This window comes from Dankookia rubra (genome assembly GCF_004355005.1).
GTDB lineage: Bacteria > Pseudomonadota > Alphaproteobacteria > Acetobacterales > Acetobacteraceae > Paracraurococcus > Paracraurococcus ruber_A.
In genome coordinates this window covers 1-15,477 of record NZ_SMSJ01000041.1, presented here as the reverse complement: position 1 = coordinate 15,477, position 15,477 = coordinate 1, and the positions used below count along the sequence as shown (strand labels likewise).

The following is a 15,477-nucleotide window of genomic DNA, read 5'->3' as shown; positions in this document are numbered from 1 at the left end:
GCTACCGCGTCCGGTGCTTCTCGATATGCGCGGCGAGGCTGCGCAGCGAGGCGAAGATGCGGTGGTTGCGCTCATCGTCGGAGCGCAGCTTGACGTCGTAGGTCTTCGACACGGCCAGTGCGATCTCGAGCGCATCGATCGAATCGAGCCCCAGCCCCTGATTGAACAGCGGTGCCTCGGGCTGGATATCCTCGGGCACCACCTCAAGCGAGAGGACAGACACGATCAGCTTGGCCAATTCGGCTTCCTGCTGCGGCGAGGCGGGCGAAGGCGCCGCAAGTTCGGGGACGGAAGCGCCGGAGGACATGTTCGTTGTATCCGCGTAAGTAGCGTGGGCGCCGAGCTTGTCGTCAGCAGCGTTTTATCACGGTTATCAGAAGCTTGTTTGCCAGTGCAAGGCGTGAAGTGTGGCCCTGCGCTCAGTCGAAGGGTTCGGCGGCCGAGCCGGTCTGCGCCGGCGAACGGTAAAGGGCGAAGGACAGGCCGCCGACCAGCGTCGCGTTCAACTCCGAGCGGAAGAGCGGGCTGCCGGCATTGCTCGCGCCGCTGAAATTCTCGAGCCGCCCGCCAGCCGAGACCGAGATCCGCTCGGTGAGCGGCACCCGGTAGGAAAATTGCAGGCGGAGCCCGAGATAGCCGCTGGCAGCGTCATAGGCCGGCCGGCCGGGCCGGCTGTAGCGCTCCTCGACCCGGTACCAGTAGTCCATCAGCCCGCCGGAGGCGAAGACCGGGCCGAGGCCGATCCGCGCCCGCGACCGCGGCAGGCCGAGCCCGGAGCGTTCCAGCGCCAGCTCCGGGGCGAAGACGTAGCCGCGGTACTTCACGCTGGAAAAGTCGGTGGAGAAAACCGCGCGGACCGGCGTCTCCAGCGTCAGTCGGGTGGTGCCCGGTGCGCTGCGCCAGGTCACCCAACGCAGCGAGGGGCCGATCTCGCCGAGCCAGTATGCCGCTACCGCGTCCGGTGCTTCTCGATATGCGCGGCGAGGCTGCGCAGCGAGGCGAAGATGCGGTGGTTGCGCTCATCGTCGGAGCGCAGCTTGACGTCGTAGGTCTTCGACACGGCCAGTGCGATCTCGAGCGCATCGATCGAATCGAGCCCCAGCCCCTGATTGAACAGCGGTGCCTCGGGCTGGATATCCTCGGGCACCACCTCAAGCGAGAGGACAGACACGATCAGCTTGGCCAATTCGGCTTCCTGCTGCGGCGAGGCGGGCGAAGGCGCCGCAAGTTCGGGGACGGAAGCGCCGGAGGACATGTTCGTTGTATCCGCGTAAGTAGCGTGGGCGCCGAGCTTGTCGTCAGCAGCGTTTTATCACGGTTATCAGAAGCTTGTTTGCCAGTGCAAGGCGTGAAGTGTGGCCCTGCGCTCAGTCGAAGGGTTCGGCGGCCGAGCCGGTCTGCGCCGGCGAACGGTAAAGGGCGAAGGACAGGCCGCCGACCAGCGTCGCGTTCAACTCCGAGCGGAAGAGCGGGCTGCCGGCATTGCTCGCGCCGCTGAAATTCTCGAGCCGCCCGCCAGCCGAGACCGAGATCCGCTCGGTGAGCGGCACCCGGTAGGAAAATTGCAGGCGGAGCCCGAGATAGCCGCTGGCAGCGTCATAGGCCGGCCGGCCGGGCCGGCTGTAGCGCTCCTCGACCCGGTACCAGTAGTCCATCAGCCCGCCGGAGGCGAAGACCGGGCCGAGGCCGATCCGCGCCCGCGACCGCGGCAGGCCGAGCCCGGAGCGTTCCAGCGCCAGCTCCGGGGCGAAGACGTAGCCGCGGTACTTCACGCTGGAAAAGTCGGTGGAGAAAACCGCGCGGACCGGCGTCTCCAGCGTCAGTCGGGTGGTGCCGGGTGCGCTGCGCCAGGTCACCCAACGCAGCGAGGGGCCGATCTCGCCGAGCCAGTCGAGGTCGGGCATTCCCTCGCGCGCCCGGTTGTCGCGTGAGCGGCTGCCGACAGCGCCGTTGGCGTTCAGCGTGAATTCCAGATCGCGGCTGCGCCAGAGCCGGCCACGGAGGCCACGGTCATCGCTGCGGAACAACTCGCCGCGATAGATCAGCCAGGGCAGGACGACGCCGCGTGCATGCGACTGGCCGGCGGCGGGGTAGTCCGGCAGCAGGGCGCCGCCGCCAAAGACGCCGGCCTCAATGACGGGCAGAGCGGGCGCCGGCGCCTGTGCCACGGCGGGCGCTCCGCCCAAGGCGGCCAGGATGGCTGCCGTCGCGGCCTGGACCAAGCGCCTCATGCCGGGGGACGCTCGGCAATCAGCAGCACGTTGGGCAGCGGCGTGCCGGCCCAGCAGGGCACGACCCGCACCGCAAAGCCGGCGGCGGTCAAGTGGGACTGCAGCAGCGGCAGCGGCAGCGGTCGGATTTCGACCCCGTCCCGCCGCACTCGGCGGCCGAGCCGTTCCATGGCGAAGCCGACCTGCGCGCGCCAGCCGCAGTCAGGGTCAAAGGCGCGGATCAGGATGCGGCGCCGCGCCGCCGCGACCATGCGGCCCAGCAGCGCGCGCTGCGCCGCCTCCGGCATCTGCAGCAGCACGTCGATTATGAGAAGCGTGTCGCAATCTGGCACCGGCGCGGTGGTGAGATCGGCGACAGCGAAGCACGCCGGCAGGCCGACAGCGGCGGCGGCCGCTTCGGAGATCTTCGTGGCATCGCGGTCGAGGCCGGTGAGCTGGTCGGCGAGGCCCGTCAGCAGCAGCGCCAGGCCGAGCTGGCCGCGGCCGCAACCGAGATCGACTACCGAGCCGAAGGGGGCGGCAGCGGCCAGGCGCAGGATCGTCGCCGTCGCCGGGTCGCCACGCAGCTTGCCGCGAACGAAGCCCCGGGCGAAGCGCGAGGCCCCGGCATAGCGGCAGGTAACCTGCTCGGCGACGCGGCCCAGCACCGCGGCCGCGAAGCTGGCCTCAGCCCTGGCCGGCATCGGGCCGCCGGGCGGTATAGGCGCGAAATATGCCGAGCTGGACCTCGCAGCCGATTTCGGTGAAGCCGGCCGCCGCCAAGCTCTCCAGGATGACTGCCGGTGGTACGCAGCGGTCGATCGTGTCCCAATAGTAGCGCATCAGCAGCCGCGCACGCTCCCCGCCACCCAGCCGGGCAATGATGCCCGGGACCACCTGCCCGAGGTAGAGCCGCGTGGCGGCATAGGCCAGCCGTCCCTCCGGCCGGGCGATCTCCAGAAGCAGCAGGCGGCCACCCGGCCGGAGCACCCGGCGGTATTCCGCGAAGGCGGCCGGCAGGGCCGCCACGTGGCGCAGCGCATAGCCCATGCTGAGAAAGTCGAAGCTGACATCGGCCACCGGCAGCGCCTCGGCACGGCCGCAGATCAGCGGGATTGGCAGGCTCGCCCCGGCGCGGCGCAGCATGCCCTCGCTGAGGTCGATGCCGACGACGCCGCGCGGCCCGCCCAGAATGCGCACTGCCTCCCGCGCCACCAGCCCTGTGCCGATCGCCACGTCCAGCACTGCTTGGCCAGGCCGCAACCCGGCCCGGCGCAGCGCGGCGCGGCGGTACCAGGCGCCGGAGCCGAGCGAGAAAGCGGTGTTGATGCGGTCGTAGGAGTCGGCAGTCTCGTCGAAAAGTCGGCGGACGAAACCGTCGCGCGCGGCGCCGCCGTGGTAATAGGCCGCGAGGGGGGGATGCGGGGCGACCAGCGGGTCGGAGTCAGCCATATCCATCGATCCATCCGCCGGCGTCGATCTGGTCACGCCCGGCTGTCACCGGGTTTGCGCGGACATATTGCCGCTTCGCCGTAAGGCCGCACCCATCTACTCTGTTGGTGAAAATGAGGCAAGAATGCAAACCAGTGGCGCACATCAGGCGGCCGTTACGACGGACAGGCCGAATTGGCTCCTGGAAGTCTACTACAGCCTTGCCTTCTACTTTTGCGTTCTGGTGTTCGGCCTAAGCTGCCTGATCTGGAGCCTTCCGGCGGGCCTGCTTTATCGTCTCCTTCCACGACGCTGGGGCGAACCGCTCGGGCAGTTCGGGATCATGGCGGGGTTCCGCTGGTCGCTTTTCGTCATGCGCGCCACCGGGGTGCTGCGGGCTGATCTCTCTGCGCTCGACCGATTGCGGGAGCAGGACGGGCTGGTCATTGCCCCGAACCACCCGACGATGATGGATGCCGTGCTGCTGATTTCCCGCCTGCCGCGCGTCGTCTGCATCACCAAGGCGACGCTCTGGGACAACTGGTTCCTCGGCGGCGGCATCCGGCTAGCCTCCTATATCCGCAACGATGTGCCGCTGCCGATGATCCGACGGGCCGGGCTGGCTGTGCAGGGCGGCCGCCACCTGTTGATCTTCCCCGAGGGCTCGCGCACCCGGACGCCGCCGGTTGACACCTTCCACCGCAGCTTCGCGGTGATCGCCCGGGCGACGCGCGCGCCGGTGCAAACCGTGCTGATCGAAGCCGACAGCCCCTATCTTTCGAAGGCCTGGCCGCTTCTGCGACGTCCGCCCCTGCCCCTGGTCTTCCGCGTCAGGCTCGGCGAGCGCTTCGATCCGGCCGGCGATGCGGACGGCTTCGTCGCGCGCCTTGAGAGTTATTTCCGGGCGGAGCTGCCCGCGACCGCGCGGCGCTGATGCCGAGCGCCACCCATCTGGTCCTGATCCCCAGCTACAACACCGGCCCCCTGGTGCTGCAGGTGGTGCACGAGGCGCGCGCCGCCTGGAGCCCGGTCTGGGTGGTGGTGGATGGCAGCACCGACGGCACCGCGGCGGCGCTGCAGGCGGCTGCGCAGGTCAACCCTGGGCTTGAGGTTTTCATGCTGCCGGCTAACCAGGGCAAGGGCGCGGCGGTGCTGCATGGACTGGAGGAGGCGGCCCGCCGCGGCTTCAGCCATGCGCTGGTGATGGATGCCGATGGGCAGCACCCAGCAGCGGCAATTGGCGCGATGATGGCGGCCTCCCAGGCTGCACCAGATGCCATGGTGCTCGGCCTACCAGTCTTCGGCCCGGAGGCGCCGCAGCTGCGCGTGCAGGGGCGGCGTATCTCCAACTGGTGGGCGCGGCTGGAGACGCTAGGCGGGGGCATCGGTGATTCGCTCTTCGGCTTCCGTGTCTATCCGGTTGCGCCGCTGCTCGAGATTATGCAGCGCAATCGCTGGATGCGCCGCTTCGACTTCGACCCGGAGGCAGCGGTCCGGCTGTCCTGGCGTGGCGTTCGCGCCATCAACCTCGCCGCACAGGTGCGCTATCTGCAGCCGGAAGAGGGCGGAGTCTCCCATTTCCACTACGTCCGCGATAATGTCCGGCTCACCTGGATGCATGCGCGGCTGGTGGTTGGCATGCTGGGTCGGCTGCCTGTCCTGCTGTGGCGCCGCGTGGCGGCTCGCCCAGCGCCATCCGCAGCGACGCCGCGCTGAGGCCTTCCGCCGCAAACCGCGCCAGCAGCCGGGGCAGCACCTGCAGCGCCATGCAACGCCCGGCAGTGGCGCGGTCATGCAGCAGCAGGATGTCGCCGGCACAAAGGTTGCGCGTCATTCGCCGATATACGCGGTCTGGGCAGGACGATACCGCGTCGTAGCCGCGCCGGGTCCAGGAGACCAGGCGCAGCCCGGTCACGGCCAGCACTGGATCGAGCAGCGGGCTACGCAGACCGGCCGGCGCGCGGAAATACTGTGGGGCTTGGCCACAGGCCCCAGCGATCGCCTCCTGAGCCCGGCGGAGCTCTCGCAGCATGGCGCCCGGCAGCCAGCCGGCGAAGCTCAGCGGGTGGCGATGGGTATGATTCTCCACGCTGTGGCCGCGTGCGACGATCTCGCGCAGGAGCTGCGGCTGCCGCGCCGCCCGCTGGCCGATTACGAAGAAGCTCGCCTTGGCCGCGTTGCGGTCGAGGAGGTCGAGCACGCGCGGCGTTACCTCGGGGTCCGGGCCGTCGTCGAAGGTGAGCACAACGGAATCAGCGGCGCCGGGCGCGGGCCGCGTCACCCGCGTGAGGTTGCAACCGAGCATGGCGCTGCGCGGCCACATGCCGCAGGCCAGGACGGCATGGTTCGCGGCGATCAATCCGGTGACGCCCGGCAATCCCGCCGGCTCGGTGACGACGATGCCGAGGGCCGCCGCATGCAGGCAGATCGACGCCTTGACGACTGGCGTCGGTGACCATTTGGCCAACCGCTGCGCATCCGCGAAGCCAACGTCATGCTGCGTCGGCACTGCGGGCGAAGTCACCTCGCTTGGTCCGTCGCCTTCGAGTAGGCGCTGGCGCGTGGCATGGCCGGCGCCGCAGTGCAGGGCACCGCTTCTGGCATGGCGGGCCCGGCGCCATGGCGGTGCAGGGCGGACAGCAGGCGGTAGGCTGCCTTGAAGGCCAGCACCGGCACCAACGATCGCAGGTTCAGCCTTAAATTGCCTGCGAGCATGTTGACGATGCCGTCCCGCATCAGGAACAGGTTGCTCGGCGAGAAAAACATCGAGCGCAGGACCGGGTCATTGATCCGGTAGATTAGCCAGCCGATGCGGTCCATCGCCCGGCCAAGCTCGCGCGTGGTGCGCCGGGCGAGGACCTGGCCGCGCTTCGGGTCATCAAGCCATGCGTCCGCCGTCTCGGCGCCGAGCGTCCCGGCGGTCATTGCCATCAGCACGCCTGTGGAGAACATCGGGTCGACAAAGCCGAAGGCGTCGCCGATCATCAAGTAGCCCTCGCCATAGCCGCGGTTCGCCCGGTAGCTGTAATTCGCGGTGGCGGTGACCTCCGAGACAAGTTCGGCATCCCGCATCCGGTCGGCGACCGTCGGACTCCGGGCGATGCGAGCCATGAACAGGTCGGCGGCCGAGCCCTCGCGCTGCTTCCAGGCCGATTGATTGCCGACGAAGCCGACGCTGACGGTCTCGTTCTGCAGTGGGATCAGCCAGAACCAGCCATCCTCAGTCAGATGGATGCTTATATACCCTTTCTTGTTCTCGCCGAGGCGGCGCACCTGCTTGAAGTGGCCATAGACCGCGGCGGTATTGTTGTACTTGTTGGCGACCTTCGCATCCGACCTCGCGGCCATGAAGGTGTCCCGGCCGGAAGCATCCAACAGGTAGCGGGCGCGGATCTCCAGCACCCCGTCCGCCGTCCGGGCCGTCACGATCGTCGCCTCGCCAGGCGCGCCGAGGACAACCTCGGCTGCCCTGGCATTCTCGAACGCTGTCACCCCGCAACGTGCCGCGTTGCGGAACAGGATCTCGTCGAATTCGGACCGCTTCACCTGCCAGGCAAAAGTCCGGTCGCGGTTGAGGGCGCGGGCGAAGGGAAAGGCTTGGCTCCGGCCGGTGCGGTCGGAGACGAATTCGGCGCCGGGCTTGTGCACGCCGATCGTGCACACCTCGTCGAGGACGCCGAGTTGCTCGAGGATATCGAGGTTCCGCGGCAGCAAACTTTCGCCGATGTGGAATCGCGGATGCGAATCCTTCTCCAGCATGACGACGCTGCGGCCCTTGCGGGCGAGCAGCGTGGCAGCGGTGGACCCGGCCGGCCCACCACCGATGACGACAACGTCGGTTTCAACTTGCGTCCGTTCCATGCACAAGGCTTCCGTCCAAAAAATTGCGGCGTCAAGACGGCAATGCCGCGACGGACCTTGGCTCCATACTATGCGGGGCGCCGGTTACCGCCTCTTTGCTCACAACCTGACCAAATGGCGACCGACCGCACTGGTGGGCAGCAACGCTTTCCCTCCTACCCTGCTGCACTTAACTGTCTAACTGTCTGGTCGCGGAGCAGCCCCTCGGCACCCTGTTCGGCATAGCGCCATGCTAGTGCCAGACCGCAGATGGTCCCCTGTCATAACGTCCAACCGGTCTGAATGGGAAGTCCGGCTAGTTTGACCCCCCGAGGGGAGGATTGGCGATGAAGCGAAGCCAGTACGCGGACCAGCAGATAGCGTTCGTGCTGCAACAGGCGGACGAGAGGACGGCGGTGCCGGAGGTATGCCGCAAGATAGGCATCTCCGAGGCGACGTTCCACCGATGGAAGCCGAAGTACGGCGGCCTGATGCCGTGTGCATCCGTGACGGCGACAGGTTTCGGCGAAGATCGGAACTTTCATCCGGTTCTGCCAGAAGCTCCTGGCGCTGCCGGCTATCCAGGCTGCGCCTGCCTTCTGCAGATGCCCGCTCACGCCCAAGTCGCGGGTATGGCGGCATTCGGGGTTTCGGCGCCGTTAGCCGTTATGGTCGGATTCCATTGAAGAGGGCGCCCTTCGGGCCTGCTGGATCGAGGTTCCGCGACCCGGACAGATGAAGATTGCCACTCCCGGCGTTCAGCCGCTTGGTGCTGGTGTTGGCAGCGGGACCAGCTTGGCGAGCTTGCGGAGGTTCTGGGCCGCCGCCGCTAGGTGGAACTCGTCATGGGCGCCGTTCAGGCCCCGCAACCGCAGACGGTCCAGACCGAGGATGCGCTTGAGATGGGCAAACAACATTTCGACCGTTTTCCGCTGTCGCCTCGCGACCGCGTAGGGCTCGGTCCTGGCGATGTCCCGTGCCATCTCGCGCGCACCTTCGTGGATGGAGCGCAGGACCTTGCGGGCTGGCCACGATGCCGCCGTACCCGATGACGCGCCGCCTGGCTTGGCGGAACTGCACGCTGCGCTCGCGGCGGCCGCGGCGCGCATCGTGCAGCTCGAGCAGATCATCCAGGACCTGCAGCGGGCGCGCTTCGGGCAGAGCGCGGAGCGCGTGGACCCCGGCCAGCTTGCGCTGACCCTATGGACGGCAGCGCCACTGACCCCGGCTGCCGACGGCAATAGCCCTGCGCCGGACCGCAGGCCCACCTCCGTGCGGCACCGCAACCGCGGCTGCCAGCCGGCGCACCCCGAGCGCGTCGAGGAGGTGATCGACAATGCCGACCGCGCCTGCCCCTGCTGCGGGCGCGAAATGCACAGGGTGAGCGAGGACCGGGCCGAACGCTTGGGCGTGGTGCCCGCCCAACTGCGGGTCTGCGTCACCATCCGGCCACGCTACGCCTGCCGTCGGTGTGAGGAGGGCGTCCCTCAGTCACGCGCACCGGCGCGGATCGTCGCCGGCGGGCTGCCGACCGAGGGCTGCTGGCGCACGTCCTGGTCTCAAAATACGGCGACGGCCTGCCAGTCCATCGCCAGTGCCAAATCCTGGCCCGCAGCGGCATCCAGCTCGACCGGGCGACGCTCTGCAACTAGGAGAGGCAGGCCCGCTGGTGGCTCCGGCCCTTGCACGGGCTGGTCCTCGCCCACGTGATCGGCCACGCCCGGGTGTTCGCCGACGACACGCCGCTGCCGACCTTGGCACCCGGCCGGGGTCGGACGCGTGACGGGCGGATCTGGGCCTATGCCGCCGATGAGCGCGCCTGCGGCGGTACCGGGCCGCCGACGGTCGCCGATGTCTACGCCCCGAACCGCAAGGGCATCCGCCCCGCCCGACACCTCGCCACTTTCCGCGGCACGCTGCAGATAGACGGCTATGGCGGGTTCCGGGAGGTGCTCCGTGGCAGGAACGACGGCGCCGTCACGCTCGCCTTCTGCTGGACGCATCTGCGCCGACCCTTCCACAAGATCCATGCCCACACCGCCTCGCCGGTCGCGGCCGAGGCCCTGCTCCGAATCGGCCCCCTCGACGCAATCGAATGGGACATCCGCAGCCAAGCCGCCGAGAAACGCCGGGCTGCACGGCAGGAGTGCAGCGCACCCCTAGTGTGCGACCCCCGTCTCTGGCTCGACGCCCAGCGCGGGCGCGCCAGCCAGGGTTCCGCACTAGCCGCGCCGATCTGCTACGGCCTGCGGCACTGGGAGGGACTGTGCCGGTTCCTCGGCGACGGCTCCCTGGAACTTGACAGCAACAGCGTGGAGCGGGAGATCCGGCCCATCGTCGTCACCCGTAAGGCCGCGCTGTTCGCCGGCAACGAGGGTGGCGGCGAGACCTGAGCCATTGCCGCGACCCGAATCGGCACCGCCATCATCGACGGCGTCAATCCGTGGCGGTGTCCATGAATGTTGGGTTCTTCCGCACTTCCCGTGCTGCGGGTCGTCGTTCCGGGGCGGAATGAGCATTTGAGAGGAACCCCATTCTTCCGTTGAAGTGTTGTCCTTGTCCAAGCGCCTGTTGCCGCTCATTCCGGCAGGGCTGCTGGTTCAGCAGGTCCTGCCGTCTCCTGACCACCTGACCATCCTTGCCACCCCACGCCCGCCTTCGGCTGCATGTCCGGGCTGCGCCGTGCTGTCCCGCGGGTGCACAGCCGGTACGACCGCACCCTTGGCGACCTGCCCTGGCAGGGTCGCCCTGTGTCGCTGCGGATCAGGGTCCGGCGGTTCCTTTGCCTCAGCCCGGCCTGTTTCAGGCGGGCCGTCGCCAAACGCCTAACCGGCGTCACAACGGTGGCGTCGCGGCGGACAGAGCGGCTGGGCGAGGTGCAGCGCTGACTCGGCCTTGCCCTGGGCGGCGAGGCCGGCGCGCGGCCCGCGCGGCGTCTGGCCATGCCGACCAGCGGCGACACACTGCTGCGGATGGCGTGCGCAACCGGCAAATCCGACGAGGTACCGCGGCCGGCGCCTCGCGTGCTCGGCGTCGACGACTGGGCCTGGCGCCGCGGTCATCGCCACGGCACAGCGCTGGTCGGCCTGGAGCGGAACGTCGTCGTCGACCTCCTGCAGGACCGCCAGGCGGAGACGCTGGCGACATGGCTGCGGCAGCATCCCGGTGTCGAGGTGGTCGCACGCGACCGTGCCGGGGCCTATGCCGATCGGATCAGACATGGCGCCCCAGCTGCCAGGCAGGTTGCAGACCGCTGGTCTCTGCTGCGGAACCTGGGCGATGCCGTGCAGTCCCTTGCCGATCGGCACGGTGCTGCCGCCAGGCGCGCAACGCGGCATGTCGTCTCCGGGCAGGCAAAGATCGCCACGGCGACACCAGACCCATCGCCAGCACCTCGGCCGCTAAGCCGGGCAGAACAGGTGAGCCAGGCATCCCTCCTGCGTCGGCAGGCGCGGTACGAGGAGGTGGCCAAGCTCCATGATGAGGGCATGTCTTTGCGTCGCATCGCCGGTCTGCTCGGTGCCGAGCGCAAGACGGTGCGCAGTTGGCTGCGTCTCGGTCACGCACCGCTCTGGCGAAAGCCGAAGCGTATCGGCATGCTCAACGCCCACATGCCCTTCCTCGAGCGGCGATGGACGATGGGATGCCACAACGCCGCGCAGCTTTGGCGCGAACTGGTCGCGCTCGGTTTCAGTGACCGGCCGACAACGGTCCGCGCCTGGGCCACGGGCCGGCGGCAGGTGAGCAAATCGGCATCCGCCGGGTCGGCACGCCTGGTATGGCAACTTCCCGCGCGGCGGGGCCTTGCACGGCTGCTCATGGCCGATACCCATGCGCTCGGCGAGACCGAACGCGCCTTCGTCATGCAACTCCTCACCGACGCGCCGGATCTGGCCAAGGCTGTCGCCGCTGCCAAGAACCACCGCCGTGTCCTTCGCCGGGACGGTGGCGAAGGCCACGAAGCCGCACTGGCCACTGCCGAGCGCACATCCCTCGCGGGCTTCGTCTCAGGCCTGCGCCGCGACGCCGACGCGGGGCAGGCAGCACTCGACCTTCCCTGGACCACCAGCCCGGTCGAAGGCCAGATCAACCGCCTCAAGATGATCAAGCGAACCATGTACGGCCGAGCCGGCTTTGTCCTTCTCCGCGCCCGCGTCCTCCATGCGGCCTGATGCCGAAATGACAGCACGGAAAGTGCGGGAGAACCCAACATTCAGTAGCAAAGCCATGGAACGAGCACGCGGGAGAGCAACTCGACAAACGCGCCCCGTATAGGTCGCAGAACCACCTTACGCTTGCGGCCGGCACTCAAGCGTTGGCCGAGTGAGAGCGGGCCTAGGACAGCCCGGCACTCGTCGGCCTGCGATGACCTGTGGACAGAGCGGACGGGCTATGCCCGCCCTCGCTGACCACAAGCCCATCTCCCAGGTCAGCTCGATCCTTTGGTCCATGCTGCACTTCATCATGCCGGTCTCCGATCAGACAAATCGATGTCCAGGGAAACCGGGTGCAGCTCACGATCAAGGCGGAGTCTTAACCGCCGAGGCTGTCTGGCTCCGGCATGCGCCTCTTGGCTGCTACCACGTCAGCCTGATCGGCTGCGTCAGCCCAGGTGTCGGTCACCTGCAGCCCAATCGGCGAGCCTTCTGCGATCTCGCACGAGGGGTCACTCGATGCTGCTCCGCCACCCTGCTTTGGGCGGGCCTTGTCTTCGGCGTCAGTTACCGCTTTCGGCTGTTGAAGCGTTTTGGCCATCACCATCTCCCTCCTTCAACCACCATCAGCTCTAAAGCCAACGTTGGGAGGAGGACAGCAGTTCGCCAGTTTCGTCCGGCCTGACAAATCCTATTGTAAGAACATTCTCGTACAATCCGCGTGGATCATGGGCAGAGCAAGTCGTCGGATACACGCCACAGTAGACGCCAGCGCACTGCCCTGACCTGACCGGCATTTCGGCGGGGCTCCGGGCGGTAGTACCCGGCTCACCGGGTGTCGAACACAGGGTTTCGAAGATGGCATTCTCGAAGTCTGGTGCTCAATCCTTGCCACCCCTGGGTAGCATGGGGCTCGACTTGCTCCGTCCGCCTACTTCAGAGCTGCTCCTCGATCGGTAGTAGGCGAACCAGCCCGGCCAGAATTCGCCGTTGCAAGGAAGCCCCGGGCTCGTTCGATGGGGTACGCCGCGGCCCTTGTGCGTCGCTATCAATCCAGGCAAGGCGTCCCTGATCCAGTGTCACACGCCAACTACGCACTGGATCGGCGAGGCGGACGTGCTCGGCCCGCAAGGCTTGCGCCAGTGCTGGATGGTCGACAAAAATGCCCATTTCAGTATTCAGCGTGGCAGACCGCGGGTCGAGGTTGAAGGAGCCGACACAGACCACCCCGTCATCTACAGCAAGAGCTTTGGTATGCAGGCTGGCGCCGCGTGAGCCGAATATGCTTGCCGGCTCGCCGCCACTGGGCTTCAACTCGAACATCTCGACGCCCGCTTCGAGCAGCTGGCGGCGGTAGCGCGCGTAGCCCCCATGCACGGCCACAACGTCGGTCGCGGCCAGTGAATTCGTCACCACCGACACCCGTACGCCGCGACGGACAAGACTCAGGAGCAGGTCCAGCCCAGCTTTGCCCGGGACGAAATAGGGCGAAATCAGCAACGCCTCGCGCCGTGCGCCGCGCAATGCCTCTGCCACCTCGGGCCCGAGCCCTCCAGCAGCCCGTGCACGGCGACGCGCCCCGAGCCCGCGCCGGGCTTTCTCTGGCGGATCGGCTACGACCCGCATTGCACTCTCCGCTATCGGCACGAGGTGACATTCGAGGTACCGTGATAGGTCAGCCTCATCCGGGCATGCGGCCAGGAAGGCACGTGCCGCGGGATCACACGCCGCGGCGTCGAGGGACTTGCGAAGGGTTGGCAATCCACCTTCCGCGTCGCACGCCGCGCTCAGCTCGCCGGCACGCCGCGCGAGCGGGCTCGACCAGTACCGCTCGAATGCGGCCGCGACCGCCTCGGCTGTGGCGCCGACGACGACCAGATCAAGGTCACGGAAGTTGAAAGCCTCGGCCGCGTCGAAGTACTCGTCTCCCACGTTGCGGCCACCGGCGATGGCGAGCTGCCCATCGGCGATCCAGGCCTTGTTGTGCATGCGACGGTTCAGATGCCAGCCACCGAGCAGCAGCTCAAGCGCAAAGCCCAGGCGGCCAAAACGGCGCCAGCGCGTACCGTTGAAGAGGCGCACCTCGACGCGAGGATGGGTGTCGAGCGCAGCCAGAGTACGCTCCCTGCCAAGCGCAAAGACGTCGTCGAGCAGAATGCGAACCTGCACGCCTCGGTCGGCGGCGCGCAGTGCCTCGCGCGCCAGCAATCGACCCGTTAGGTCGCTGTGCCAAGCGTAATACTGCAGGTCGAGCCCGTGGCGGACCGCCCGTGCCGCTGCCGCACGGAGCGCAAACGCCTCTCTTCCATCCGCCACCATGGAAGCCCCTGACTGGGGCGAGCAGTGAACCGCAGCGGCATCAGTCCCGGTGGCCGGCGCTCTCTCTCCCAACAGCGCCTCCAACCTGTCCCGCATGCGACGCCTCCGACATCCGCATTGTTCTGTGTCGGAATGCCAACGGCCGGAACGGCCACCGGTTCATTGGTGGATACGCGCTACTGAGAAACGTCGCCTTCAGGCCGCCTCGGCCAGCCCGGTGGAGTAGGGATGCCGATCAGCTGCGCGGATGTGGACCCAAGCCTTGAGCGGGAGATGATCGGAGGCCACCCGCGCCAGCGGGCTATCGTGACTTTCAACCGACCGAACCTGGGCGCGAGAACAGCCGAGAATTCGGTCAAGTGCGAGGAGGGGCCGGCGGGACGGAAAGCTCGGCTGGCTTCGGCCGACCGGACCGAAGAGCGGCTCCAGGGCGTGCAGGGACGAGCGACTTCGATCCAGGCGCCACTCGTTCAGGTCGCCGAGCAACAGTGTCGGTATGCCAGCCCCATGGGCAATCGCTTCGAGGATCGCTGCGACTTGCCGGGCGCGGCACCGCCGGAGAAGACCGAGATGCGCCGCGACAACCCGCAATGGCTGACCGCCGCCCGGCAAGGTGAGTTCGGCGATCACAGCGCCACGCGGCTCGACCCCGGGCAGATCGAGACGGCGGAAGCGCCAGATGGTGCCCCGACGCACTAGAAGCGCGTTGCCATGCCAGCCGAGACCATCGGACAGTTCTGACGCCGGCACTGGCACGAGGCCCGTCGCGTGCTCGAGCGCCTGGGTATTCAACAAGCCCGTGCGGCGGCCAAACCGACGATCGACCTCCTGCAAAGCGATAAGATCGGCGCCAAGCTCGCCAATGACTGCCGTGATTCGACCGGGATCAAATCTCCCGTCCGTACCAACACACTTATGAACATTGTAGGACGCGACCCGCAGCTGATACCGGTCAAGTGTGGGGCGTTCGGCAGAGTACTGGGGGCTGGGCCTAACGCCCTCCGGGACGCAAACCGGAGTTCTTTCTAAGCCGTAGGGAGGTCGGCCGTCTTTCGTAGCCGCACCAAAATTGTCGCCGCATAGCTGACCTGATTGCTGCAAAGGACAGTTGAACTCCAAGGGGGTAAGGGGGTGCGACCGGCAAAGCAAATTGGCTGCCGTAAGAATAATCCAAGCGGTAGCTTCCAAACTCGATGCAGCGTGCGCCCACAATGCCGCCAGCGGAAAGAATGGTGGTATCGCCGTGTTACACCATAGATTGAGGCGGCACGCTGGCTATGCGTCGTTCTAGACGCCGCAGACGACCCTGAGACGACCCTGAATAGTAGGGCTCCCTCACGTTCGGCGCTCAGCAGTGGCTACCAAGTGAGCGCCACGACGGTGTCACCCTGGCGCTGGCAGCGCTAGGCCCTGTTAGCGCCTGAGCCAATCTGCGGTGGCGGCGAGGCAGAGCACGCCGAGGAAGGATGCGGCGGTCTTTTCGTAGCGGGTAGCGACGGCTCGCCACTCTTTCAGCCTCGCCC

Annotated in this window: 14 protein-coding genes and 4 pseudogenes; 6 read left to right on the top strand and 12 right to left on the bottom strand. The window is 67.6% G+C overall.

What is annotated here, in order from left to right; genetic code table 11:
* Window position 1 precedes the first annotated feature (1 nt).
* From E2C06_RS22875 to E2C06_RS22850, 6 genes are all read right to left on the bottom strand, one after another.
* On the bottom strand, window positions 2–307 hold the full coding sequence (locus E2C06_RS22875; protein WP_133290921.1) for a phosphopantetheine-binding protein: 306 nt from the start codon (window positions 305–307) through the stop codon (window positions 2–4).
* Between the two features lie 112 nt (window positions 308–419).
* Window positions 420–929 carry a MipA/OmpV family protein gene (locus tag E2C06_RS22870; protein WP_133290922.1) on the bottom strand — a complete coding sequence of 170 codons (510 nt, stop codon included), beginning with the start codon at window positions 927–929 and terminating at the stop codon, window positions 420–422.
* A 20-nt stretch (window positions 930–949) separates the two neighbouring features.
* Window positions 950–1,255, bottom strand: a complete 306-nt coding sequence (locus tag E2C06_RS22865; RefSeq protein WP_133290921.1) for a phosphopantetheine-binding protein — start codon at window positions 1,253–1,255, stop codon at window positions 950–952.
* Between the two features lie 112 nt (window positions 1,256–1,367).
* On the bottom strand, window positions 1,368–2,168 hold the full coding sequence (locus E2C06_RS22860) for a MipA/OmpV family protein (protein WP_165982588.1): 801 nt from the start codon (window positions 2,166–2,168) through the stop codon (window positions 1,368–1,370).
* A 59-nt stretch (window positions 2,169–2,227) separates the two neighbouring features.
* Window positions 2,228–2,914: a methyltransferase domain-containing protein gene (locus E2C06_RS22855; RefSeq protein ID WP_133290919.1), complete on the bottom strand. Its 687-nt coding sequence runs from the start codon at window positions 2,912–2,914 to the stop codon at window positions 2,228–2,230.
* Window positions 2,898–3,668 (bottom strand): class I SAM-dependent methyltransferase, encoded by a 771-nt coding sequence (locus E2C06_RS22850; protein ID WP_241671422.1) that lies wholly within the window; start codon window positions 3,666–3,668, stop codon window positions 2,898–2,900. Before E2C06_RS22850 ends, E2C06_RS22855 begins: the two co-directional genes overlap by 17 nt.
* A gap of 61 nt (window positions 3,669–3,729) precedes the next feature.
* Here E2C06_RS22850 and E2C06_RS22845 point away from each other — a divergent pair, with 61 nt between their 5' ends.
* Window positions 3,730–4,575 carry a lysophospholipid acyltransferase family protein gene (locus tag E2C06_RS22845; protein ID WP_206664646.1) on the top strand — a complete coding sequence of 282 codons (846 nt, stop codon included), beginning with the start codon at window positions 3,730–3,732 and terminating at the stop codon, window positions 4,573–4,575.
* Window positions 4,575–5,357, top strand: a complete 783-nt coding sequence (locus E2C06_RS22840; RefSeq protein WP_133290918.1) for a glycosyltransferase family 2 protein — start codon at window positions 4,575–4,577, stop codon at window positions 5,355–5,357. Before E2C06_RS22845 ends, E2C06_RS22840 begins: the two co-directional genes overlap by 1 nt.
* Here E2C06_RS22840 and E2C06_RS22835 read toward each other — a convergent pair.
* Window positions 5,248–6,165 (bottom strand): polysaccharide deacetylase family protein, encoded by a 918-nt coding sequence (locus E2C06_RS22835; RefSeq protein WP_206664645.1) that lies wholly within the window; start codon window positions 6,163–6,165, stop codon window positions 5,248–5,250. The two genes, E2C06_RS22840 and E2C06_RS22835, sit on opposite strands and share 110 nt — an antisense overlap.
* Window positions 6,162–7,502, bottom strand: a complete 1,341-nt coding sequence (locus E2C06_RS22830) for an NAD(P)/FAD-dependent oxidoreductase (protein WP_133290917.1) — start codon at window positions 7,500–7,502, stop codon at window positions 6,162–6,164. The genes E2C06_RS22835 and E2C06_RS22830 overlap by 4 nt, the downstream gene beginning before the upstream one ends.
* Window positions 7,503–7,828: 326 nt before the next feature.
* Between E2C06_RS22830 and E2C06_RS39625 the strand changes: the two are divergent.
* Window positions 7,829–7,972 (top strand): annotated as a pseudogene (locus E2C06_RS39625) (transposase); the annotation flags it as partial.
* 267 nt (window positions 7,973–8,239) lie between these two features.
* Here E2C06_RS39625 and E2C06_RS22820 read toward each other — a convergent pair.
* Window positions 8,240–8,509, bottom strand: a pseudogene (locus E2C06_RS22820) (transposase); the annotation flags it as partial.
* 37 nt (window positions 8,510–8,546) lie between these two features.
* On the opposite strand from E2C06_RS22820, the gene E2C06_RS41215 reads away from it, so the two are divergent.
* The 3 genes and pseudogenes from E2C06_RS41215 to E2C06_RS22800 all read left to right on the top strand — a co-directional run bounded on the left by E2C06_RS41215 (window position 8,547) and on the right by E2C06_RS22800 (window position 11,653).
* Window positions 8,547–9,191, top strand: coding sequence for an IS66 family transposase zinc-finger binding domain-containing protein (locus E2C06_RS41215; RefSeq protein ID WP_456305188.1), 645 nt, complete (start codon window positions 8,547–8,549; stop codon window positions 9,189–9,191).
* Window positions 9,164–9,874 (top strand): IS66 family transposase, encoded by a 711-nt coding sequence (gene tnpC, locus E2C06_RS22810; RefSeq protein WP_133290914.1) that lies wholly within the window; start codon window positions 9,164–9,166, stop codon window positions 9,872–9,874. The genes E2C06_RS41215 and tnpC overlap by 28 nt, the downstream gene beginning before the upstream one ends.
* Window positions 9,875–10,028: 154 nt before the next feature.
* Window positions 10,029–11,653 (top strand): annotated as a pseudogene (locus tag E2C06_RS22800) (ISL3 family transposase).
* 918 nt (window positions 11,654–12,571) lie between these two features.
* On the opposite strand, the gene E2C06_RS22795 reads toward E2C06_RS22800, so the two are convergent.
* The 3 genes and pseudogenes from E2C06_RS22795 to E2C06_RS22785 all read right to left on the bottom strand — a co-directional run.
* Complete coding sequence (locus E2C06_RS22795) at window positions 12,572–13,954, bottom strand: phospholipase D family protein (protein WP_206664644.1); 1,383 nt, start codon at window positions 13,952–13,954, stop codon at window positions 12,572–12,574.
* 195 nt (window positions 13,955–14,149) lie between these two features.
* The gene (locus E2C06_RS22790) at window positions 14,150–15,055 is read right to left on the bottom strand and encodes an endonuclease/exonuclease/phosphatase family protein (protein ID WP_165982596.1); all 906 of its coding nucleotides are present in this window, start codon (window positions 15,053–15,055) and stop codon (window positions 14,150–14,152) included.
* Window positions 15,056–15,367: 312 nt separating this feature from the next.
* Window positions 15,368–15,477 (bottom strand): annotated as a pseudogene (locus E2C06_RS22785) (IS5-like element ISMex42 family transposase); the annotation flags it as partial.

Excerpts from the sequence above, each read along its gene's own strand:
- E2C06_RS22875 (WP_133290921.1), bottom strand. The coding sequence starts at position 307 with ATGTCCTCCGGCGCTTCCGTCCCCGAACTTGCGGCGCCTTCGCCCGCC.
- E2C06_RS22865 (WP_133290921.1), bottom strand. The coding sequence starts at position 1,255 with ATGTCCTCCGGCGCTTCCGTCCCCGAACTTGCGGCGCCTTCGCCCGCC.
- E2C06_RS22855 (WP_133290919.1), bottom strand. The coding sequence starts at position 2,914 with ATGCCGGCCAGGGCTGAGGCCAGCTTCGCGGCCGCGGTGCTGGGCCGC.
- E2C06_RS22850 (WP_241671422.1), bottom strand. The coding sequence starts at position 3,668 with ATGGATATGGCTGACTCCGACCCGCTGGTCGCCCCGCATCCCCCCCTC.
- E2C06_RS22840 (WP_133290918.1), top strand. The coding sequence starts at position 4,575 with ATGCCGAGCGCCACCCATCTGGTCCTGATCCCCAGCTACAACACCGGC.
- E2C06_RS22830 (WP_133290917.1), bottom strand. The coding sequence starts at position 7,502 with ATGGAACGGACGCAAGTTGAAACCGACGTTGTCGTCATCGGTGGTGGG.
- E2C06_RS22795 (WP_206664644.1), bottom strand. The coding sequence starts at position 13,954 with ATGGTGGCGGATGGAAGAGAGGCGTTTGCGCTCCGTGCGGCAGCGGCA.